Genomic DNA, 22171 nt, shown 5'->3' with positions numbered 1-22171 from the left:
AGGTGCCGAAGCGCTCACCGGGCGTCATGCGCGCCGCCTCACGCGCCGAACGCCTTGTCCTTCCCCTTCACCGGCTTGGCACCGGCGAGGAGATGCGCCGGGACGAGATCGCGGGCCGGCTCGGTGTAGCCGACGGAAACGATCCTGTCGCCCCGGTAGGTGAAGGTCGTCAGCGAGGCGAGCGTGCACTGCCGCTTGCGCGGGTCGTGCCAGAGCCGCCGCCGCTCGACGTACGACCGCACGATCCAGATCGGCAGCTGATGGCTGACCACGACGGCCTCGTGCCCGCGGGCCCGGTCCTTCGCCGCGCTCAGCGCGTTCATCATCCGCACGACCTGGTCGACGTACGGCTCGCCCCAGGACGGCCGGAACGGGTTGACCAGGTGCTTCCAGTTGCCGGGCCTGCGCAGCGCGCCGTCGCCGACGCCGAACGTCTTGCCCTGGAAGATGTTGTCGGCCTCGATCAGCCGCTCGTCGGTGGCGAGGTCCAGCCCGTGCGCCTTGGCGATCGGCTCCGCCGTCTCCTGCGCCCGCTCCAGCGGCGAGGCGACGACGTACGTCACATCGCGCGCCGACAGATGCTCGGCGACCCGGTCGGCCATGCGCCGGCCCAGCTCGGAGAGGTGGTAGCCCGGCAGCCGCCCGTAGAGGATGCCGTCCGGGTTGGCGACCTCTCCGTGCCGCATGACGTGGACGACGGTGATGTCGCCGTCGTCGCCGTTGCTCTGGAAGCTGTCGTTCCCGGGGCTGTCGTTGCGGGTGCTCATGCCGTGGCCTCCGCGGCAGCTCGGGCCGCCGCCGGGAGGGCGTCGGCGATCCGCTGCACGGCCCGCTCGTCGTGCGCGGTGGAGACGAACCACGACTCGAACGACGACGGCGGCAGGTAGACGCCGTTCGCCAGCAGCGAGTGGAAGAAGGCGGTGAAGCGGAAGGACTCCTGCGCCTTGGCGTCCTCGTAGTTCCGCACGGGCCGGTCGGTGAAGAACACGGAGAACATGTTGGAGGCGTTCTGCAGCGTGTGCGCGACCCCCTCCTTGGTCAGCGCCTCGGTGACGAGCCCCTGGATCTGCTGCGACACCGCGTCGACCTTGTCGTACGCGGCGTCGTCGAGCAGCCGCAGCTGGGCGAGCCCGGCCGCGGTGGCGACGGGGTTCCCGGACAGGGTGCCGGCCTGGTAGACGGGCCCGGCCGGAGCGAGATGAGCCATCACGTCCGCACGCCCGCCGAAGGCCGCGGCCGGGAAGCCGCCGCCCATGACCTTGCCGAAGGTCATGAGGTCGGGCCGGACCCCGTCGATCCCGTACCACCCGGCCCGGCTGGTCCGGAACCCGGTCATGACCTCGTCGGAGATGTAGAGGGCGCCGTTCTCGGCGCACAGGTCCTTGAGGCCCTGGTTGAAGCCGTCCGCGGGCGGTACGACGCCCATGTTGCCCGGGGAGGCCTCGGTGATCACGCAGGCGATCTCGCCGGGGTGGGCGGCGAAGGCGGCGCGTACGGCGTCGAGGTCGTTGTACGGCAGGACGACGGTGTCACCGGCCTGGGCGCCGGTGACGCCCGGGGTGTCGGGCAGCGCGAAGGTGGCGACGCCACTGCCCGCCGCGGCGAGCAGCGAGTCGACGTGCCCGTGGTAGCACCCGGCGAACTTGATCACCTTGCTGCGCTGGGTGAACCCGCGCGCGAGCCGGATCGCCGACATGGTCGCCTCGGTCCCGCTGGACACCAGGCGTACCTGCTCCAGCGGCTCGATCCGCGCGACCATCTCCTCGGCGAGTGCGACCTCGCCCTCACCGGGCGTGCCGAAGGACGTACCGCGGGCGACGGCGTCCTGCACGGCGGCGATGACCTCGGGGTGCGAGTGCCCGAGGATCATGGGCCCCCAGGAGCACACGAGGTCGACGTACTCCCTGCCGTCGGCATCGGTCAGATACGGCCCCTTGCCGGACACCATGAAACGCGGTGTGCCGCCGACGGCGCGGAAGGCCCGCACCGGCGAGTTCACGCCACCGGGTGTGACGGCCGCCGCACGGTCGAACAGAGCCTGCGAGGCCGGTGCTTCATACGGATATGCCAGTTCGCTCATGACCTGCGACTTCTCCGACCTTCTCCGACGTCGTCGGGATCCGGGTGCGTGTGACCTGTTCAGGGTAGGACAGTGCCCTGCAACCGGTACCCGAACCTCTGTCGTCTGCGAGACTGGGGCGTGATACACACAGCTCAAACGGCCCAGGATGGTCGGAGGCTGCGAAGATCCCGCGGGCAGATGTTTCAGCGCACGTTTCGGCGAGCGGCCGCGGGGGAGGTCACTGACACGATGATCGGGTTGCGCGGCGGGGGCGACGCGTCCTAGAAAAGCAGTCGGGTGGAGATATGCATCGCGGTGGCGGACTGGGCGAGGGGACTGATGACCTGGGTCCTCGACGTGCCCGGCGGGGAAGGCACCGGCGCGAAGCGGAGGACACGCAGGAAGCACGTCAGACGCAGGGGCTGCCGAGTGAACCGGACCGGCTCGACCGCCGTACTGAACGTCGGATGGACGATCTTCGGACGGGGAGCAGGAATGGTGGTCGGGTGGGGGTGACGTACAAGTACTTCGGCGCGCCCGACGGGGCGACCGCGGCCCGCGTCCCGATCTCGATGCGTCCCGAGGAACTCGGCGGCGACGAGCTCGGCATGAACGGCATGTTCACGAAGATCAAGCCGGAGACCATGGCGGCGATGGTCCTGACGGGCATCGAGGGTGTCCCCCTGCACAAGGTGCCGCCCCTGGAACTGGTCGTCCTGCACCCCGACTACGCGGTGGTCAAACTCCCGATGACCGTCGTCGACCCCCTGCGGGGCATCGGCGAGGAGGCGGTGGGCGCGGCGGCCTTCATCTGGTCGACGGTCCCGGACCGGGGCGGGCCTCGGGACGCGTTCAACGTGTACCAACTGCTGCACGAGTGGCAGGACTTCAGCCATCGGTTGCATGAGGCGGGGCATCAGCCTTATTGCCTGGTGTGGCCCTGATCAGCTCTGAGCTGGGGTTTCTTGCGGGTCGGGCGGGGTCTTCGGGCCTCGCCCTTTTGCGTGCCGGGGAGGGGCCGTCAGGCGGCCAGGGCACATTGAGGGCACATTGGTTTTGCTGGGGGCGGTGATGTGCCCTCGGTCGCGGGCGGGTCACCGTTGTCTTCCGCCTCGCCTTCCCCCGCTTCGGTCTCGGTGAAGGCGTCGTCGATCGCCTTGCGGGTGCGGCTCTCGCTGGACGGCAGCAGGTGCGTGTACGTCCGCAGAGTGAAGCCGGGGTCCGAGTGGCCGAGGTACTCGGAGAGCGCCTTGATGCTCTCCCCCGCGTCCAAGAGCACGGAGGCGTACGCATGCCGGAGGGCGTGCATGCCGTCCTCCGGGGCCGCCTGGAAGTACCTCGCCCCGCGCTCGCGGGGAGGGATCACGCCGGCGGCGACCAGGGCTCGCTTCCAGGCGCCCATGTTGAAGACGCTGCGGTTGTACGCCCGTCCCTTCTCATCGACGAAGAGCAAGCGGAAAGTCTTGGGATCGCCGTCGGGCTTCGCCCAGGGCAGCGTGACCACCGTCGGCGGGAACTCCCTCATATGGGCCTTGAGGGCAGCGGCCACCTGAGCCGGCAGTGGCACCGACCTGATCTTGTTCCCCTTGGGCAGGGCGAAGACGGGCTTCGTGCCGACGAGCCGCACCTGGCGGTTGACGTGAATCCAGCCGCCCTTGAAGTCGACGTCTTCGACGGCGAAGCCGAAGATCTCCCCCTGTCGCAGACCGCAGCCGAAGGCGAGCTTGCCGCCGGCCTGGAAGCGTTTGGGCAGCCCTTCGATGACGGCGCGTACGCGCTCCAGAGGCCAGGGGACGATCTTCTTCTTGGTCGCCGTCGGCAGCTTGACCGACTTCGACTTGCACGGGTTCTTCGGCAGCAACCCGTCCTCCACGGCCATGCCGAGGATGCTGGAGAGGATGTCGAAGAAGCCCTCGATCGTCGACACCTCGAAGCCGCCGTCCTGGAGGGTGCGGATCCAGCCCTGAATGACCGAGGGCTTGTTCAGGGACCGCAGCTCGCGTCGGCCGAGATGGGCGGCGATGTGATTGCGGACGGTGGCTTCGTACCGGAGGGCCGTGGTCGGACCCACCGAGTTCGCCTCGAGCCACTTCTGGGCGTAGGCGCCGAGCGTCTGCTTCGTCTCGGCGGGGACGACGTAACTGCCGCTCCGTCGCCGAGGCCCTCGACGTCCTGCCTCTGATCGCCCCCGGCCACCACCTACGAGCACAACTTCAGCAGGCTGCCCTCGCGTTCGAACGCGCCTCCCGCTCCCGCATCCGCGCCAGGCAGGATCAGGCCCGCGCCCTGCGCGGCGCCATACGCACACTGCGAACCGCACCGGCCACCGGTGACGGAACCGGCCTGGCGATGTTCCTCGACATCACCATCCTGGTCGTCATCGCAGCCGCCCGCTGGCACCAAGCCCGCAGGAACGACCAACAGGTCGCCGCCACCCACCAAACCCTGGTCCACCTCCAGGCGGCCTACGAGCAGGCGGCGGATCGGCCGCTGACCGCCCTGGCCCAGCACAAGCCGCCTGCCCACACCGTGGAACGCCACGCTCAGCACATACGAGCCGTGCTCCCCCACCACGCCGAGCAAATCCTCGACGACCTCGCCTGGCCGGCACTGGCCACCGCTCTCACCCGAGCCGAGACAGCCGGCCACGCACCCCGGCAACTCCTCGAGCTCGCCGCCCGCCAGCGCTCACTGGATGACGCCCGCTCCACCGCCAAAACCCTCACCTGGCGCATCCAGCGCCTCGGCACAAGGCCGGCACCCAGCCAGCGAGCGCGGGCCGCACAAGCACGCAGTGCCGCGACCGCGCGAGCGACACGGTCTGCCGAACCACATGTGCCTGGCACGTCCCACCAACCCAGTGCAACGGCATCACATCGCCGACACCGCTGATTTCACCCCTGCTGATGCGCTCGCCGAGATGTCGCAGCCCGAAGTGTTGGCAAGTTTCGGCAAGTTCCTGGCTTGGCGGCTCAGTCGCGGGCAAGCTCTGGCACAGAGATCGTTACCGGCTTCCGAGGAGGACATCATGGCCCTGCGTAAGCTCGGCAAAGACCCGGAGAGTCCCAGTGGCGGCTCGCCCACCATCTACCTCGACGAGGAGAAGGACAACTACCTCGTCCAGGGGTGGAAGGTGGAGGACATCGAGCGCCTCCGCCAGATGGACATCCCCGGACACGAGTCGGTGGTGGAGATCCCGCGGCGCATGGTGCAGTTCTTCCTGGAGGTGAAGACGGATGACGAGGACTCCGACGTTTGAGGAGCTGTTCCGCGACTGCCAGAGGACCGCGGTCCACCTGGAGATGCGCGACGCCTACATGAAGTCGGACCCGGCCTTCATCGACTGGAAGGCCGGCCAGGCCCTCGACCCCGCCGAGCGCTGGGCCGACTGGCACACCCTCGTCACCGCCGCCACCTCCCGGGGCGTCGAAGTGCGCCGGGCACGAATTGTCTCGACGCCCGTCAGCGAGTACATCCGCTTCGAGTACGACGTGACCGACGGGCTGAACCTCGCCGCCGGCGAGGACGTGCGCTGGCTCTCGCGCCGCGGCGCGACGGACCTTGCCCTTCCGGGCAACGACTTCTGGCTCTTCGACTCCAGCCTCGTCCTCGTCAACCACTTCGACGGAGACGGCGAGAACATGGAGGTGGAGCTCACGGATGCCCCCGAGGTGGCGAAGCTCTGTGAGTCGGCTTTCGACGCCGTGTGGCGGCGGGCAACACCTCACGCACAGTTCGCACTGGCCTGACGGCTAGAACAGCAGCCTCGCACCGACATGACCTCACCCTCCTCCAGCGTCCAGGAAGCCCGCAAAGCACTCGGACAACGCCTCGCCGAGATCCGAAAGGCGGCCGGACTCACCAAGCGATCGCTGGCCCAGAGCCTGGGTTGGCACGAGTCGAAGGCTTCGCGCTTCGAGAGCGGCGCCCGCGCGCCCTCGGAGCGCGACCTTCGCGAGTGGTGTTTCGCGTGCGCCGCGGAGGGTGAGGCAGAAGACCTCATCTCGACCGCCCGCGGAATCGAGGGCATGTATGTCGAGTGGCGCAAGATGGAACGCCATGGGCTCAAGTGGGCACAGGAATCCGTGATTCCCCTCTGGGAGCGCACCGAGCGCTTTCGCATTTATTCGCCCTGGCTCATCCCCGGCCCCGTGCAGACGGCCTCATACATCACCGCGCTTCTAACCTCCATCCGTGACCGCCGCGGGCTCATCGACGACGTACCGGCGGCCGTCAAGGTGCGCGTGGAGAAGCAACAGGTCCTCTACGGCAACCACACGTTCGCCATTCTCCTGGAAGAAAGCGTTCTGCGGTATCGCATCGGCGGTACCGACGTGATGGCGGGCCAACTCGGCTACCTCCTCAGCGTCATGGCGCTCCCGTCGGTGAGCATCGGCATCATCCCGCAGGACGCTGACCGTTCGGTGCTCTGGCCCGTCGAGGGGTTCTTCCTGTATGACGACGAGCTGGTGAACGTCGAATTGATCTCGGCACATCTCAGCGTCGTCCAGAAACACGAACTTGCCATGTATGCCAAGACATTCGGTGAGCTGGCCGAACTTGCCGTCTACGGCCCCGCAGCGCGTGAACTCATCACGGCAGCCATCGATTCTCTAGGGTGAACGTCGGGCAAGTTCGGGCACATTCATAGAGGACCGGCCACCCCTCTTCTTAGCTTTGTCATCACGGCAGAAAGCGTGCTCCGGAGGGGCCAGTGATGACTTTGGCAAGTACGGGCAAGAGAAGCGAGACAGCCGAGGACGCTGAGGGCGCCGACACCCGCATCGACGTAGAGGCGATCTCCTCGCAGACGAACACCGTCCTCGGCCAGGAAATGGGCACCACAACCCGCGCGGAAATGGACCGTCAGGTGCCGGCAATCGCCCACCACCTGAACCGGTTGCTCCGCGAGGACCTGGGCGCGGACGACGACAGCGAGGTGCGCAGCCTGCAGCGCAGAGGGACCAGGCTGGTCGACCTCACCAACCGGCCGACCGCGGAGACGCCGGCCTTCGGGACCTACCTCTACCTCCGCGATGTGGCCCTTCTGACGCGGCGGCTGCTGTGGGTCTACGCCGAGCGGAACGGGCTGGATGCGCCGTGAGCGTCAGGGACGACCAGATCATCCGGGAGCTCTCCTACTACCTCCACGAGCACCCCGCCGACAGGATGGCGCTGCTGCCGGTCTACGACGCGGCCCGCGACCACTCCCAGCGCCGAGCCTGCACCCACGACCGGCGCTGCCCCCTCGTGGTCACAGGAGCCGTCGTCGTGGACGAACGCAACCGCGTCCTGTGTCTGCGGCGGCACCAGGGAGGCTATGCCCTCGCGGAGGCGGAGCCAGAGGAAGCGGACGACTCCCTCAGCGAGGCGGCGCTGCGCCTGCTGGCCGAAGAGGTCGGCATCCGGGACGTATGGACACAGCCCGGCGCCGAGGGACCCTTCCTGGTCGACGTGGCCCGGCCGGCGCAGCACAGGTATGGCCCTCGCCTCCGGGTCGGCATCCGCTACCTCTTCCGGTCCCACTCGCGCGCCGTGTTCCCGGCAGCGATCGAGACGGGTGCGGCGGCCTGGGTGCCCCTCGCGCAGATAGGCGTCGTGTCAGTCCGCAGCCGCGTGGAACGCCACCTGATCGGAACCGGATGAGTCCCCGACACCAACAACTCGCCTACCTGGTGGGCCTCCTCGCGCTCGGCGGCTCCCTCCTGCTCGGTATCCGGAGGGGCTGATGCACGAGCGCAGGCCCGAGGCACCGCCCTCCATACCGCCCCCGCCTCGGGGAACCATAGGAAGCACCCGGCCCCCGAGCGATGTCCGCATCGGTGACTTCGTCTACCTCGACGGCACGTACCAGCGAGTCCGGGACATGCGGTCGGCCGGCACCGCAGCCCACCGCGTACTGATCTTTGCCCGGCGGGCCCCCTGGGTCATGCGAGAAGCCCGGACGACGTACCGGCCCGTCGGCGTGCGCTGATCACCCGCCCTGTTCGGGCGGCGCATCGTCACTCTCACCTCACCATGCGAGGAGCTTTGCCATGCGCTTTCGCAAGATCCATGGCGCCGGAAACGACTTCATCCTGCTCTCCAATCTCGGCCCGGACCACGACAACGACTGGTCCAAGGAGGCGGAACGCCTGTGTGCCAGACGTACCGGGGTAGGTGCGGATGGTTTGGTCATCAGCAGGCTTATCAGCGACAGCCCTGCCGTCCTCGAAGTCGCCTGCTTCAACGCGGACGGCTCGGTCGCCACCATGTGCGGCAATGCCCTGCGGTGCTCCGCCTGGGCCGCTCACCGTGATCACGGATTCCAACAGATGAATCTCCAGATGGCCGGCGTGGTGCACGACGCGGTCGTGTCTGACGCGTCCGTGTGGGTCACGGCCGAAGTGGGTGCGGTTCTCCCTCGACGCTTACAGGCCGTCATCAACGGCAGGGCGACCTGGTTCGACAGTGCCCACACCGGCACCGAACACGTCGTAGCCATCGTGGACGACGTGGACGCCATCGACGCGGTCATGGTCGGGCGCCTCGTCCGCCACCACACCGACCTCGCCCCACTGGGGACGAACGTCAACTTCGTCCAGTCCACCGGCCAGCAGGCGCTGAAGCTCCGCACCTACGAACGCGGCGTCGAGGCGGAAACCCTGTCGTGCGGCAGCGGGGCAGTCGCAGCCGTTGTCGTCGCCGCGATGCGGGGTCTGGTGGCCCGGCGGGCCGTCACCGTCCACAACCGGGCCGGGGAGCCGCTCACGGTTCGGCCGCACGACGCCCGACCGAACCGGACTCACTGGGTCGGCGGTCCGGTCACCCACACCTTCGAAGGAGTACTCACATGACTCTGTTCCTCAGCCCCAGCTCGGACCTCGCTGTGCAGAAGGCCGCTGAAGCCCTTCGCGCGTGGGGGCAGAGCCGCCAGGGCCTCGGTGTCGCACTCGTCTACGGTCCCGTCTCCGCCGAGGACAGGCTCTACCACTCGAAGTGCCCCGTCGAACAGAGCTCGGTCACCGCTCTGGCCGAGGCACTGGACGAGATCGGCGCCCGGTGGAAGGTGCTGAACCCGTGCGAGCCCGGCTTCATCAGGGAGCTGGTCGAGTACGACGTGTGCCTCTCCAACCTCCACGGCCCGTACGGCGAAGACGGCCGGTTGCAGGGCCTACTCGACTACCTGCGTGTCCCCTACTGCGGCAGCGGAGTCGGGGCATCCGCGGTGGCCGCTGACAAGATCCTCTGCAAGCGGGTGATGCTGACTCTCGGCGTCCCCACGCCCGACTGGCATGTCTGGTCCGGCGGCCCCGTGACCTGGAACGGGCGACCCATCATGGTCAAGCCGCCCTTCGGCGGATCCAGCGTGGGCATGAGCCTCGTACGCGATCCGGCAGACCTGCCCGGCGCTCTCGCGGACGCCGCCGGCGACGAGGGCACGCCGGTGCTCATCGAGGAGTACGTGACCGGCACGCCGATGACTGTGGGGCTGCTGGAGCTGCCCGGCGGCTCGGCCGTCGTCTTCCCGCCGCTGGCCACCGAGGCCACCGAAGCCGACTTCTACGACGCCGACACGAAGCTCGACGTGGACGCGAGGGGCGCTGTTACCGTGCGCGCCGCCAACCTGGCTCCCGCCGAACTGGACAAGATCACCGCGCACGCCCGCACGCTGTGGAACGGACTCGGGCTGCGCGGCTCGGCACGCATCGACTTCATCCTCACCGAGGACAACGAGCCGTACGTGCTGGAGGTCAACACCACACCGGGCATGTCCCGCGACAGCAACTTCGCGGTAGGAGCGGCGATGGTCGGACTCACGCATACGGACGTCGTATTGGCCATGCTCCACGAGGCCCTGGCTCGCAAGCCATACGATGTCCCCCTGCCCACTCCCGCGTTCTCCAGCACCACACCACTGACACGGGAGGCTGCCGTCTCGCCGTAGGAGCCAGCCACTGTGCCGCGAGTCCACGATGTCCCCATGTGCCGTCAGCTCATCGCTCCCGCCGAGTGGGATCTACACGGGGGATGGGCGCTAGGGGACAGGGTCGAGTGGTCCAACCGGGCGTGCGGCCTGGCGTCGCTGAGAATGATCCTGCTCGCCTACGGGTGCGAGGCACCGTCGGTCACGGAACTCCTAAAGCTCGCGGTCAAGCAGGAGATTCTGACCCCGCGTGGAGCGCTCCACGCGGGGATCGCGAGCCTGGCGACCGACCTCGGAGTCCCCTCGACCGCCGAGCCCGTGCCCGTCGAAGATCTGACGAGGCGGCTCGACCACGCCCCGCTCATCGTTTCCGTGACCGAGCAGTTCCCTGACGACGGCCGCGCAGGCGGCCACCTCGTCATCCTTCGTGGCTACGAGGACGGCCCCGACCCGACGATCCACTTCCGAGACCCGTCGGCCTGGGGCCAGACACACGATCGAGTCCCCCTCAGCCGCGTGACCACTTCCTACACCGGCCGTGCGATCACCTTCGCAACCCTCATGCACAACGGAGAGTCTTGATGACCGAGGCAGACGGCGACACGACCGAGGCCGCAGGCAGCCGGAGGATCGCCGTACTCGGAGAGATGCTGGAGTTGGGAGACGAGTCCGTCGAAGCCCACCGCGAGGTGGGACGCATGGCGGCCGAGAGCGACGTCGACCTCGTTGTCGCGGTCGGCGGAGATCTAGCCAAGCAACTGGCCCTCTCAGCAGGCGCGGCAGGAGTTCCCGACATCGCGCTGGTGGGCGACAACGCCACCGCCACCGCCTACCTCAACTCCATCCTCCGCCCCGGTGACGTCGTGCTCGTGAAGGCGTCCCGCGGCGGTCAACTCTGGCAGATCGCGCAAGCACTCACCGGGCAGCCCGTCACGGGCCTGTAAGCCGGCTCAGAGCAGCCAGGGGCCGGGCACCGCTTGCGGAGTGGCACCCCGCACCGGGCACGACGCCCGAAGCTGACGACGTCTGGGTGCAGTACGGGCTTCACAGGCACCGGCATGTGGCTCTCCCCCAGGAGAGACCGCTGGGCAGCTCTGCTCACCAACAAGCTCTACTACAGCCGGGACCGCGAACCTTCACCCGCGTCCGCGACGAGTTCCGCTCTCTCGTCTTCGCCCGAACCGTGCAGGTTTCGGGCGCTAACCAAGCAACCCCGAAGGATCACGCAAAAGCGGCGGCGTCCCGGCCTCTGCTGCCTCACAATGGGCTCCTGTCCCATCCGGCGCACAAAATGTTTATGTGCCCCGTCGAGAGCGGTGATGACGGCGTCCCGTTGGTACAAGTGTGACCTTCAAGTGGCCACACCAGCATGGAAGTTCAGCCTGCCAGCAGGCAGCTCATACGATTTCTCCTTGGAGGAGGACAGGGCCAGCTTCGCGGACGCCTACATGGAGAGGCTCCGTGAATGCGGCATCGAGGTGATCGCACTGGCGGATCACAACACTGGTGCCTGGCTGCCTGTCATGCAGGCCGCGGGACACAGGTACGGCATCGTCGTGTTTCCTGGTGTCGAGGTGACGACTGCCTCTGGATCGGACGGGGCTCACCTGGTACTGATCGGCGACCTTGACCGTACAGAGCAGGACATCAATGTGCTGCTTGCTAGCACCTGCGGTTTCGACGACGACCATCCGAGGTTCAACCCTCAAACACATGACCCCGCACCGGCTCCCCGGACGGTCAATCAGATCCTGGATGCCCTGCCCGATCAGTGGCTGGCTTTTGCTCCGCATGTGCTTACCGACAACGGACTCGCGTCGGGGAAGACCGTACGCGGAGACCTGCGTTGGAAGGCGCTCCATCACGACCGGCTCGGCGCGGTGGACCCCGGAGAGGTAACAGAGGAGCGACGTGCCGAGAAGGGGTTCGTAGCCCGGTTCCTCAATCGGGCTCTGAACGAATTCCCTTGTCTTGCTCGCATACCGTTTCTCGCGACGTCAGACGCCTACAGCCTGGAAAGCTTGGGGTCGCGTTTCACGTGGATCCGGATGGACACGCCGTCGAAAGAGTCACTGCGACAGGCATTTCTTGACCACGACGCTCGCATCATGCCGAGCTGGGATCCACGGCTGACCGCGAACCCAGACCCCAATGTCGTCGACCACGCCTGGGTCGGGAGTATCGAACTCGGCGGCACCTTGGGCAACTCCGTAGAGCCGCTACGGGTCTCCTTCGACCCGCGGCTGAACGTCATAATCGGAGGTCGCGGCGCCGGCAAGTCAACCGTGGTCTCCGCCTTGCGGCAGCTCTACGGCAGCACCCAGAGCCTGCCGGACTCCATCGAGCACGAGGCGACCGCCTTCGTCGATGGCGTCTTCAGCGAAGCACGACTGACCGCACAGCACAGGCTCGCCATCTCACGGGAACAGCAGACTGCGCTGTGGAGCTCCCCGTTGGGCTCCCGGACAGAGCGCAACGGCGTGCACCTGCCGACGCACTTCCCGATGCGCGTCTTCAGCCAGAAGGAGCTGTTTGAACGGACAGCTCATGACCGTGCGGACCGCTTCGCCGCATCCAAGCACCTGTTGAGCCTCGTTGACGAGGCTCTTGAAGCTGATGCGGCTACTCCTGGCGGATTCGCGATCGAGTTGGATGCGGTACGGACCCAGTGCCTGACGAGAGTCGCTAAGCGTCTCAGCGTCGAGGCTCGGCTTGCTCAGCGCCCCTCTCAGGAGGCCAGGCACGGCGAACTCCTACATCAAATTGAGGCATTCGGGGATGCTGAGAGCCAAAGCTCCCGCTTGGAGAGCGAGCGGATCAGGCGCGACCACGCCAGACTCGGCGCCGACGCCGCGCGGTTCGAAGCCGCAGTCGACGAACTTGGCGCTGCGACGATTCAGCGCCTGGAAGCCGCACTGCCAAAGCCTCCAACAGGGTTGGACGAGGAGCCCCGGCAGTTGTACGCCGAACTTGCCCAGATCCGCGCCGAGCTCAACCGGACCGTCCGAGCCAGTGTCATCGCGGCGAAGGAGGCACTTGAGCAGAACCGCCAGCGGCAGCAGACGGGAGTCTGGGCCGATCGGGTGCAGCGTGCGGACATGGAGATCATCGAGTTTCAGCAACGGTTGAGCCTGCTCGGCGTGGAGCCCACGGCCTACCTCTCGCTTACCGAGGCGCTGAACTCCGTGCAGGGAATCCTGCGGGAGCTTGAGGATGACGAGGCCGCTGCCCCTGGGCTACGCAGCGCGGAGGAAGCGGCTTGGTCCGACCTGGAGCGCACCTACGAACGCCGGCGTCGACGTCGGGAGAGGCTGTTTGCAGAAGTGGCCAAACGCAGTGGGTCACTGCGTTTCGAGGTGGTCCCGCACGGTAACTGCACCAGCTGGGTACAGGACATTCGTGGCCAACTCGGCGTTCGGTCCGGCGGGTTCGTCGACGATATCCCGGCCTTGGCTGAGTGGCTTTGGAACGCGCCACTTAACGACGGCCAACGCCGTCAGGAACTCTGGCGCCGGTCCCTGCTGACTCGCGACTTCACACAACTGCGCCAAGAGGCCGGCGGCAAAGCCACCTGGTGGAGCAAGCTGGCGAAGCTGGAGTCGACACAACGCATCCGCCTCGCAATGAATTTCCCGGACGACGCAGTGGTGATGTACTTCCTGCGGGACGGCGGCAAGGCCGAAAACGACGCCGACTGGCAGTCGGTCACCACCGGTTCGCCAGGCCAGCGCAGTGCGGCAATGCTCAGCTTCGTCCTACACCATGGGACGGAACCGCTCGTGCTAGACCAACCCGAGGACGACCTGGATACTGCGTGGATCTCTCAGCTCATTGTCCCGGAGATCAGGAAGAGTCGGTGGCACCGGCAGGTCATCGTGATCACGCACAACGCTAATATTCCCGTGAATGCTGACGCGGAGCGGGTGATCGTCCTCGAGAACGACGGCTCTCGGATCCGAATCAAGACAAGCGCTTCGAAGGCAGGTACTGAGGGGCACCAAGAGCAGGAGCACGTGGGCCCCATCGAAGTGACGAAGGTCCGCCATGACATCCAGGACATCCTGGAGGGCGGAACCGCAGCATTCATGTCCCGGGAACGCCGCTACAACAACGAACTCAGCACCTACCGGGCCGCTCTACACGGCTGACAGATATACCAGCTTCTGCACCATTGCCATGCTCTGGTCCGCCCGCTGGCAAAGTCCCACAAGGCGCGAGGCCTGGCCAGGACAGACGTGGGATCCGAACTGAGGCGGCCCTGTGAACAGTCCTGGCCATGCGCCTACTGCGTTTGCGGAAGAGCACGAGCACTGCGGACGCCTCCACGCAACCCGCCTTCACGCTCAGTGTCCTATGTTCTGCGTGGGCGGAGGAGGCACCGTCGGGCACACCGCGCCTTCTTCGCCCACGCTGGATCGAGTACACCCACGCCTCAGGTGCCCGCCTTTGTTCCCCCTCCCGGACGGCGGCGAGCGACTGAGGCCGGCGTTGGGCGTTGTGCGGCGGCATTGGGATTGCTGCCACGACCTCGACCTGCGGGCGCACGCGGAAAAGCCGGGGCAGGGGGCGCTGCCGCCGTTGCCGCGAGGTCGTTCAGCGTGGCGTTCACCACCGGCCAGCACATATCGAGCGTGTCACGGTTCGGACTGTGTCCGGTCCGTTTCTCTGCCAGGGGATGGACGAGATTCCTGCAGTGCCGGACAAGCTCCGACCCCAGCTTGGCATCGTGCTCGATCCATTTGTTCTCGTACGCAAAATCCAAGAAGTCGTTCAGCCCCATGCTCCGCAACGGCTTCGGCATGCGGACGCGTGTGGCACGGACCTGCGCGGCATGCGCGAGGACCCCCTCCAGGAGGCTGCCCAGCATGATGACCGCAGACGTGTAGGCGCCATGCTCGTAGCAGATGTGCGCCTCGTCCAGCCGGAGTTGCACGGTGGCAGCGAGTTCCGGGTCGCTCACCACCTCCGTCACGGAGACCTTCAGCTCGACACGCGGCAGCTGTCGTACTTCGCCCTCGAAACCGGCTTCGCAGCGGACGAGGACCGGCAGGCCTCCGTCTTTGCCGATCCGGCGCCCGTCGAGCACGAGTATCTCGTTGAGCCGCTTCAGTGTGGCGTGGTACTCCTGCTGCTGGTTGTAGTACTCAAGGCGGTTCGCCAGGCGCAGGATTGCGCGCTCGGCGTCGTCCGTGCCGTCCTCCTGCCGCTCTTTGAGGAGTTCCCGGGCCCACTTGTGCCTCGGTGTGCCGTCGTACTCCGGAACGTCGTCCCAGCCGGCCCGTTGGAAGAACGCGGCTATCTCGTACCCCTTCCGGTAGAGCAGCGGCGTCTCGTCCCCACAGATTAGGTGGGCGATCTCCGTCAGCGTGCTGTCGTCGAAGATCTCGTTCACATCAGGCTCCTTCGAGAGAGACGGACGCATCCTCATCGAGCATGTCGTCGAGTTCATCAGTGGTGAGGTCGGCATCGTCAATCTCGACCGGGGTCCAGGTACTCCCCGAGTCACCCTGGACCTCCTCGGTGACTCCGGGCCGGATGCCCAGAGCCTCAAGGCGCTTCCACAACGGGGTAAGCGAATCCTCCGGAGACAAGGCGAACTCGCTGCTGCGTATGCGCCAGAACTGCCAGCCCGCCCGGCGCAGTTCCCGCTCCCGCTCGCAGTCGTCACGGATCTGGTCAGGGGCGGAGTGATACGGGCTGCCATCGCACTCCACGGCGAGGCGGCCCGTCTCGCCGACGACGACAAGGTCGATGCGTTTGCCGCTGACTTTCCACTGAGGGACGACGTGGTAGCCGCGTTCCTTGATCCTGCGGAAGACCCGCTGCTCAAACAGAGACTCGAACGGTTCACACCGCTCGTCGGTTGAGACGGCGGAAAGGCTGGGAGACGTGCCTTGGAGTTCCGGCGGCGCCTGCATATAGGTGAGCAGGGAGTGGCGCAGATCCCCGCTGCGCAGCTGGTCCGGTGTGACGGAGGTGAACAGCCACATCTGGTCGCGGGCCCGGCTGGCGGCCACGTTGAACCGCCTTCCATCCCCCTGGCCGGTCAGAGCCCTGGTGTGGTCGGCGTCGATGACCAGCGAGAGCAGGATGACATCGCGTTCGTCCCCCTGGAACTGTTCGGCCGTGCCGACACGGATGTTGTGCCGCTCACGGATCGCAGGGTCGATCCGCGTGTCGATGAGATTCTCCAGCAGCCTTGTCTGGTGTCCGGAACGGAGCACGATGACTCCAAAACTCCGTTTCGCATAACACTCGTCCTCCGCGAGTTCCTGCAATTTGGCGACGATGCGTTCAGCCTCGGGCCTGTTGACCAGAGTCTCTCGTCGTCCCTCGCAGTGGCCTTCGTGGACATGGACGACTTCGAGGGGGCGCAGCCGGTCCGCTCCGTACTGCCGCAACGGCACGAGTTCGTTGTCGGGATAGAACTGGGCGGAAGACCACTTGATGATCTCCGGCATGCACCGGAAGTGCTCGGTGAGCCGAATCGTCTCGGTGAAACGGGCGGACAACAGGGCATAGAGGTTGGATTTGGGGCTAAGTCCGTCCCGCTGCCAATCGGTGAGATGAGGCAGGAGTGAGTCGAGGAGTTCGTCGAACCGCTCGTGCTTGCCGCCTGTGTAGAACGGGACACACTGCTTGTCATCACCCACGACGATGATCCTCGGAGCGAGCCACAGCAGCATCAGCCCGTCCAGACCGACCTGGCTCGCCTCGTCCACGATGACGACGTCGAAGGCATCCGGGTCGGGATCGATCATTTCGGCAACCTGCTTGATCGGCATAACCCAGGCCGGGACCGCCGCACGCGCCTCACGCATCGCGGAGCGGGCGTTCTTCAGATGCCGCTTGCCGAGTGCCGTCATGCCCTTGCCTGCATTCGCCATGGCCGACGCGTAGGCACTCAGCGCCTGTTTCTGTCCAGCTGTCATCCGGTCCAGGCAGTGGTAAAGCGCTCGGTCGGCCGCCAGCTGCGTCACCGTGTTTTTCAGCTGGGCCTCGACCGCTTGGAGTTCTCCTTCCAGCTTGGCTTCCCTGCCAGGTGTCAGCATCGTGTCCTGGAAGCTCCGCGCTCGCCGCCATGCCCAGGCTCCGTCCAGGGACACGAGGCGGGTCCCCCAAGCCGCCTCGGTCGGGGACTCGGTGAAACGCCGTGCTAGTTCAGGGTGGTCCTCGGACAGTCGGTCCAAGAGTTTGCGGGCCTCCCGGCGATCGGCCTCACGGTGGAACGCCTTGGTTAGTGAGACGATCGCGTACGTGTACGCCTGCGGATCACGGGCGGTGACGGCCCGGTGCACCTCCGCCAGTTCGGCCACTCCGCGGACATCGGGTCGCGGCAGCTGCTCGGCGATGGACCGCAGCCTCTCCTCCGCCTCACGGGCGCGCAGTAGCCGTTCCGCGCCGTTCGCCGAGGTACGCACGTCGTCCCACTGCTGTGCTGTCCGCACCGTGGCTTTGATCCGGGCCTTGAGTAGAACGTCGTGCAGCGTACGTACGGACTGAGTGAACCCGTCCACCGCGCGAAGTGTCGGCACCCGGTCCAACAGCTCCGACAGAGCCACCTCCGTGGAGCCCTCGGCCTCGGGCACGCCGACACTGTGCCAGCGCTCGTTCAGCTGCCGGACGCACTGGCGTGCCGCAAGGTGAGCAACGAGTGCGGAGATCTCGTCCGGCGTACTGGGCAGTCGCCCGTCCACTCGGCAATCCCGGAGAAGAGCTTGGGCTTCCTTCTGCACCGCCTTCGGAGCCAGTTTGCGCAGCTTGCCGCCGCCTCGCAGGAACTGTTCGAGGTCTCTCCCAGCGGCTATGAGGCGCGACTCCTCAGCAAGCGCCACGTCAGGTACGTCGAGTACGGCGAACGGGATGTGTTGAAGCACGCTCTGGACTTCCTCGGCGCGGGTGGCTGAACGGCGCACTCCGTCCCACAACTGCTGTCGTTGGCCGGCCATACCGTCCCGCAGGGCACGAGTGGTCCATTCGTCGGGCGACCAAGCGGTCGGCTCACCTGGCAGCCCCTCGCTCTGAAGTGCGTGTTCCGCCGCGTCCAGCAGCTCTACCAACGTCGCGATCAGCTCGCGGCCGTGATTCGCGAGTTCGAGGGCAAGTGTGTCGGACGACGCTTCTGCGCAGGAGCGCACAGCGGTGTCCAGTGCATTGACCGCCTCTTCGAACAGCACGGGTGCGACGAACTCCGCAGGGTCCGGGCAGCGGGCCGCATGCTCGTCCAGCACTCCGGCCCCGTGCGAGGACACCAGACCCAGCAGACGCTGAGCCTCTTCCTGGCTCAGCGACGGTTCGCGCGCTGCCGATGCGGGCAGGGCGGGTATCCAGTCGTGCTCCGGCGCACCGGCAGCGACGGTCTCCACGATCTGCGCGAGCCGCCCCTCGTAACCGGGTGCCACGTCGAGGTGTTCGTACCACTCCGCCTCACGAACGGCGCGGAGTTCGTCACGAAGCCGCGCGCAGGTGTCCGACAATTCCGAGCGCAACGCCTCATGGGCCTTGATCCTCGCGTCGAGGCGCTCCGTCGACTGGGTGGCACTCAGCCCGGAGAGAGCGCGCACGGACTGCTCCAGGTCATCGCTGCCGCCCTGGCGCCGGTCGCCCTGCAGGACGCACAGGCTGCGCAGCTCGGCGGGCAGTTGCTGCCGCAGGACCTTCAGCGCCTGGCCCTTCTCACTCGTCACGAGCACCCGCTTGCCGTCCGCCAGCAGGGCGCACACGAGGTTGGCGATGGTGTGCGTCTTTCCCGTGCCGGGCGGTCCCTGAACGACGACGCCGGTATCGGTCTGAAGGCGCCTCAGAACCTCCCGCTGGGCTTCGTTCGACAGCAGCGGGAACAGCGGGTCGGGACCGAGGGCGGGCGGCACGTCGCGACCCCGTGCCGTGCCCCACCCCCTGCGGTCTTCCGCTTCCAGCTTGTACAGAAGCTGAGCCAGGCCCAGTGGAGCGAGGGCACCGGGCTGGGCAAGGCGGTTCGCGATGCCGTCGTAGAAGTTCACGAGGGCACCCTGGCCGCGCTGGCGGAGAATGATGGCCGGCGTGAAACCGAGGGTGGGCACCGGCAGCGCCGGGTCGGCGGGCGGACGGCCCCAGCCACGGTGGAACGCCACCGCGCGATCGGTGCCGAACGCCCGCTCCGACCAGTCACCGAGCACGTCCTGGGCGTCACGGGACAGCAGATGGAATCCTTCCGCGTCGATACGGTCCCGCAGCGGGCTCAGCAGACGGGTGCTGTAGCCCTCGTCCGCGTCAAGGAACTCGCTGTCCTCCAACCGCGCGGGGTCGCCAGGCGCGAGGGCGACGGTGATGGACATGTTCGTGGAATTCACGGTGAGTATCAGCGGCGCCGTCAGAATATGCCGGGCGATACGCGCCGACTGACGCGTAGCCCCGATGGTCAGGAATCCGGCGCCCAGTACTGCCTCGTACTCCTCGCCGTCCTGCTGAATCCTGGTCGCCATTCGATAAAGCTGCTGATGGAGTTCTCGGTACGGCCGGTCGACGCGCTCTTTTTCCGACCACTTGCGCCACGCGTCGAGCCAACGCGTGTAGGCGCGCAGCACGTCGTGCGCATCCTCCCGGCGGATCTCGGAGACCTCGAACACGTCTCCGTTCTCATCCTCCTGCCAGCCCTGTCCCGGTCCTGACTCGGCCAGCGGTGGCGCTTCGGGCGTCGCGGTAGCGGCGGCCTCGGGATCGACCCACCCCACCAGCACCTCGGGCAGGACAGGAGCCGGGCGAAGCGGGCGGTGTGCCACCTTGAGCAGCGTCCGGTCGGCGTCCGGGTGCCGCCGGAGTTTGTCGTCCGGCAGGCCGGAGAGCCAGAGCACCTCCGGATACTTCTGCAGGTCCCGCACCGGCTTGTACGAACCCCGGACGATTTCGCGCATGTATTCGATGAGTTGGCGCGTGTGGTGGACCGCGTCCGGATTGTTCGCACGGAATGCAGAGCGAAGAGACACCTATCCCCCCAAATCTTGGCTCGACGGAAAGCCTTCCAGGATGCGAGAGAGAGACGGCGGCATCAACAGGGACCGACGAGTAATGACGCGAACAAGCCACATTCCGCGAAAGTTGGCTGTAACCCGGCCAACCGTTAGGAGCGAACCCACGTGTGGCGATCACGTGCCGCCGCGTAGACCGACTCGACCTTGTCCGGTCGCCAGCCAGTCTTGAGGTGCTTGAAGACCGCGATGTCGCCTTCCTGAAGGACACGCACGTCCCGAAGTGATGGCACGACCTGCAGCTCTGTCACCGCAACGAAAGCAAGCACCGGCTGAACTTCGACGGGAAAGCCGCACGCAGTTGTCAGTGCGGCTGAGGCCCGCTGCGCCTCAGCTCGGCTCTTTCGCACGTAGGGGTACGACTGGCCGCCTATGCGAACAGAGTCGTCGCCCACCCAAACGCGCGCTCCGCGGTGGCACTTCGTGTTGAAGCAGAAGGCGCCGCCCGGTCCAATCAGGACGTGGTCGATGTCAACTTCACCGGACAGGGGTATGGAGTGCAGAACTCGCCAGCCTCGCCGCGCCAGTGTCTCCAGCTCCGCTCCCACCCGGCGCTCGCCGACCAGTCCTGCGCGCCAGCTGTCCGCCTCCAGACGCCGACCGGATAGCCGGGCCAACGCCCACCGCCAGAAGCCGGGCGTCAGCTCGTCCACCTTCATCTGCAGCGCCTCTCCCGGACGGTTCCCGGCAAGGTCGTCCGCAGAACGCAGCGCCTTCTGTGCTACGGGCGAAGGAGAAGCAGTGAGATACGGCGCAAGGACATCAAGTACCGCGTCCCGCTGTTCCTCAACCAGAAGCTTCAGATACCCCGTGCGGCGGTCGAGCCAAGCGACCTTGTTGCCGTCCGACTGATTCACGTAGAGACGGTCATGTCCGTAACGCTTCCATGCGGACACCTGTAAGCCGCTCATGCACCCCCCGTTTCGCGTCGGATCAAAGACCATGACCATGCGACCAGGATCCGAAACAGCGAGCAAGACGGCCTCGTGGGTGCACCGAGCAGGCTGGTGGCCGAGATTGAGCGCTTCCCAATCGGTTCTGCAGACAGGAACGAGGGCACATCCAGGGCACATGAGCCTGGGAAACGGCGTTGACCCGTGAGAACTACGGAGAGGAGTTTCCGCAGGTCAACGCACATCCCCCTGCAAAACCCCAGGTCAGTGCCCAACCGCCCCCAATTGCTGCACGAGTGGCAGGACTTCAGCCATCGGTTGCATGAGGCGGGGCATCAGCCTTATTGCCTTGTTTGGCCCTGAGCTGGGGTTTCGTTTGGTGCGGGCGGGGCTTTCGGGTCCCGCCTTCGTCGTTTGCCGGGTAGGGCCGTCAGGCGGCCAGGGTCGTCGATCGCCGTGCGCGTACGGGTCTCGCCGGACGGCAGAACACCGCCTCGGCGAACGCCACGCCCTGTAGGAGTCATTGGGGGACGCCAAGGTCGGCGAGCAGTCATTGTCAGCACTTGATCGCGCCGGCGATGAGCGCCTGCAACTGCTCGGCGGTGTCGTCGAGCGGCTGTGCGCTGCGTTTGGCGCGGCACATGGCGACCGTGCCCTCGACGGCCGCCACGACGAGGGTCGCGAGCTGGGCGGCCTGTTCCGCCTCGGTGCCGTGCTCCCGCAGCGACGCGGCCAGCAGGGCCTCCCACTGGGCGAACACCTCTGCCGCGGCGGCCACAGCGGGCGGGATCTCATCGGCCGGGGGCTCCTCGATGGCCACGGCCAACACGGGGCAGCCGGCGTGGAAGTCGCTCTCGACGACGATCCGGCGCCACAGGGCGAGGAACGCGCGCAGCCCTTCGACCGGCCCCGACTCCAGCTCCTTGCGCAGGCTGCGGGCGACCCACTCGCCCGTGTACCGGACGGCTTCGGTGGCCAGTTGCTGCTTGCCCTCGGGGAAGTAGTGATACGTCGAGCCGAGCGGCGCCTTGGCGTGCTTGGCCATCTCCCGGATACTCGTGGCGCTCAGACCACGCCGACTGATCATGTCGGCGGCCCCGGCCACGATCCGCTCACGCGACGGCGCACTTCGCTCGGCCATCTGTACACATCCTCTCTGGCTATAACGTCCGTCATAGTCTACCGTGACCTGTCGTTATATCGACTGTCATAGACAGTGGCCGTCGATGAACAAACGCCGACGACGAACAGTCGCCGTCGCACTCCCGGAGAAACACCTCAAGCCGGTCTTCGTCCGGGCAGA

Annotated in this window: 18 protein-coding genes and 2 pseudogenes; 12 read left to right on the top strand and 8 right to left on the bottom strand. The window is 66.8% G+C overall.

The window, feature by feature from the left end; translation table 11 throughout:
* Positions 1–38: 38 nt before the first annotated feature.
* Together ACH4G3_RS22775 and hemL are read right to left on the bottom strand one after the other, a co-directional pair.
* Positions 39–767, bottom strand: coding sequence for a histidine phosphatase family protein (locus ACH4G3_RS22775; RefSeq protein WP_397626251.1), 729 nt, complete (start codon positions 765–767; stop codon positions 39–41).
* Entirely contained in the window at positions 764–2080 is a 1317-nt protein-coding gene (gene hemL / locus ACH4G3_RS22770; RefSeq protein WP_397626250.1) for a glutamate-1-semialdehyde 2,1-aminomutase, read from the bottom strand. The genes ACH4G3_RS22775 and hemL overlap by 4 nt, the downstream gene beginning before the upstream one ends.
* A gap of 488 nt (positions 2081–2568) precedes the next feature.
* Between hemL and ACH4G3_RS22765 the strand changes: the two genes are divergently transcribed.
* On the top strand, positions 2569–3006 hold the full coding sequence (locus tag ACH4G3_RS22765; protein WP_003974483.1) for a hypothetical protein: 438 nt from the start codon (positions 2569–2571) through the stop codon (positions 3004–3006).
* A 77-nt stretch (positions 3007–3083) separates the two neighbouring features.
* Here the strand turns inward: ACH4G3_RS22765 and ACH4G3_RS22760 are convergent.
* Positions 3084–4214 (bottom strand): annotated as a pseudogene (locus ACH4G3_RS22760) (tyrosine-type recombinase/integrase); the annotation flags it as partial.
* A gap of 47 nt (positions 4215–4261) precedes the next feature.
* A complete protein-coding gene (locus tag ACH4G3_RS22755; RefSeq protein ID WP_397626249.1) occupies positions 4262–4711 on the bottom strand; it encodes a hypothetical protein in 450 nt (149 codons plus the stop codon).
* Between the two features lie 379 nt (positions 4712–5090).
* On the opposite strand from ACH4G3_RS22755, the gene ACH4G3_RS22750 reads away from it, so the two are divergent.
* From ACH4G3_RS22750 to ACH4G3_RS22700, 11 genes and pseudogenes are all read left to right on the top strand, one after another.
* Positions 5091–5321 (top strand): hypothetical protein, encoded by a 231-nt coding sequence (locus tag ACH4G3_RS22750; protein ID WP_397626248.1) that lies wholly within the window; start codon positions 5091–5093, stop codon positions 5319–5321.
* Complete coding sequence (locus ACH4G3_RS22745) at positions 5299–5811, top strand: DUF6879 family protein (RefSeq protein WP_397626247.1); 513 nt, start codon at positions 5299–5301, stop codon at positions 5809–5811. The genes ACH4G3_RS22750 and ACH4G3_RS22745 overlap by 23 nt, the downstream gene beginning before the upstream one ends.
* Before the next feature lie 27 nt (positions 5812–5838).
* Positions 5839–6684, top strand: coding sequence for a helix-turn-helix domain-containing protein (locus tag ACH4G3_RS22740; RefSeq protein ID WP_397626246.1), 846 nt, complete (start codon positions 5839–5841; stop codon positions 6682–6684).
* 95 nt (positions 6685–6779) lie between these two features.
* Positions 6780–7166, top strand: coding sequence for a hypothetical protein (locus ACH4G3_RS22735; protein WP_397626245.1), 387 nt, complete (start codon positions 6780–6782; stop codon positions 7164–7166).
* Complete coding sequence (locus ACH4G3_RS22730) at positions 7163–7708, top strand: NUDIX domain-containing protein (RefSeq protein ID WP_397626244.1); 546 nt, start codon at positions 7163–7165, stop codon at positions 7706–7708. Before ACH4G3_RS22735 ends, ACH4G3_RS22730 begins: the two co-directional genes overlap by 4 nt.
* Positions 7709–8097: 389 nt before the next feature.
* Positions 8098–8898 (top strand): diaminopimelate epimerase, encoded by an 801-nt coding sequence (dapF, locus tag ACH4G3_RS22725; protein WP_397626243.1) that lies wholly within the window; start codon positions 8098–8100, stop codon positions 8896–8898.
* The gene (locus ACH4G3_RS22720; protein WP_397626242.1) at positions 8895–9989 is read left to right on the top strand and encodes a D-alanine--D-alanine ligase family protein; all 1095 of its coding nucleotides are present in this window, start codon (positions 8895–8897) and stop codon (positions 9987–9989) included. The genes dapF and ACH4G3_RS22720 overlap by 4 nt, the downstream gene beginning before the upstream one ends.
* A gap of 36 nt (positions 9990–10025) precedes the next feature.
* The gene (locus tag ACH4G3_RS22715; protein ID WP_397626241.1) at positions 10026–10550 is read left to right on the top strand and encodes a C39 family peptidase; all 525 of its coding nucleotides are present in this window, start codon (positions 10026–10028) and stop codon (positions 10548–10550) included.
* A complete protein-coding gene (locus tag ACH4G3_RS22710) occupies positions 10550–10912 on the top strand; it encodes a glutamate ligase domain-containing protein (RefSeq protein ID WP_397626240.1) in 363 nt (120 codons plus the stop codon). The genes ACH4G3_RS22715 and ACH4G3_RS22710 overlap by 1 nt, the downstream gene beginning before the upstream one ends.
* 41 nt (positions 10913–10953) lie before the next feature.
* Positions 10954–11145, top strand: a pseudogene (locus ACH4G3_RS22705) (serine hydrolase domain-containing protein); the annotation flags it as partial.
* Between the two features lie 85 nt (positions 11146–11230).
* Complete coding sequence (locus ACH4G3_RS22700; RefSeq protein ID WP_397626239.1) at positions 11231–14116, top strand: TrlF family AAA-like ATPase; 2886 nt, start codon at positions 11231–11233, stop codon at positions 14114–14116.
* Positions 14117–14400: 284 nt separating this feature from the next.
* On the opposite strand, the gene ACH4G3_RS22695 is transcribed toward ACH4G3_RS22700, so the two are convergent.
* The 4 genes from ACH4G3_RS22695 to ACH4G3_RS22680 all read right to left on the bottom strand — a co-directional run bounded on the left by ACH4G3_RS22695 (position 14401) and on the right by ACH4G3_RS22680 (position 22009).
* Positions 14401–15360 (bottom strand): hypothetical protein, encoded by a 960-nt coding sequence (locus ACH4G3_RS22695; RefSeq protein WP_397626238.1) that lies wholly within the window; start codon positions 15358–15360, stop codon positions 14401–14403.
* 1 nt (position 15361) lies between these two features.
* Complete coding sequence (locus ACH4G3_RS22690) at positions 15362–19861, bottom strand: AAA domain-containing protein (RefSeq protein ID WP_397626237.1); 4500 nt, start codon at positions 19859–19861, stop codon at positions 15362–15364.
* A gap of 206 nt (positions 19862–20067) precedes the next feature.
* On the bottom strand, positions 20068–20886 hold the full coding sequence (locus tag ACH4G3_RS22685; protein ID WP_397626236.1) for a nuclease-related domain-containing protein: 819 nt from the start codon (positions 20884–20886) through the stop codon (positions 20068–20070).
* A 538-nt stretch (positions 20887–21424) separates the two neighbouring features.
* Entirely contained in the window at positions 21425–22009 is a 585-nt protein-coding gene (locus ACH4G3_RS22680) for a TetR/AcrR family transcriptional regulator (protein WP_397626235.1), read from the bottom strand.
* Positions 22010–22171: the final 162 nt, after the last annotated feature.

This window comes from Streptomyces afghaniensis (assembly GCF_044327915.1).
Taxonomy (GTDB): Bacteria; Actinomycetota; Actinomycetes; order Streptomycetales; family Streptomycetaceae; genus Streptomyces; species Streptomyces afghaniensis.
This window is presented reverse-complemented; position numbering and strand designations above follow the sequence as displayed.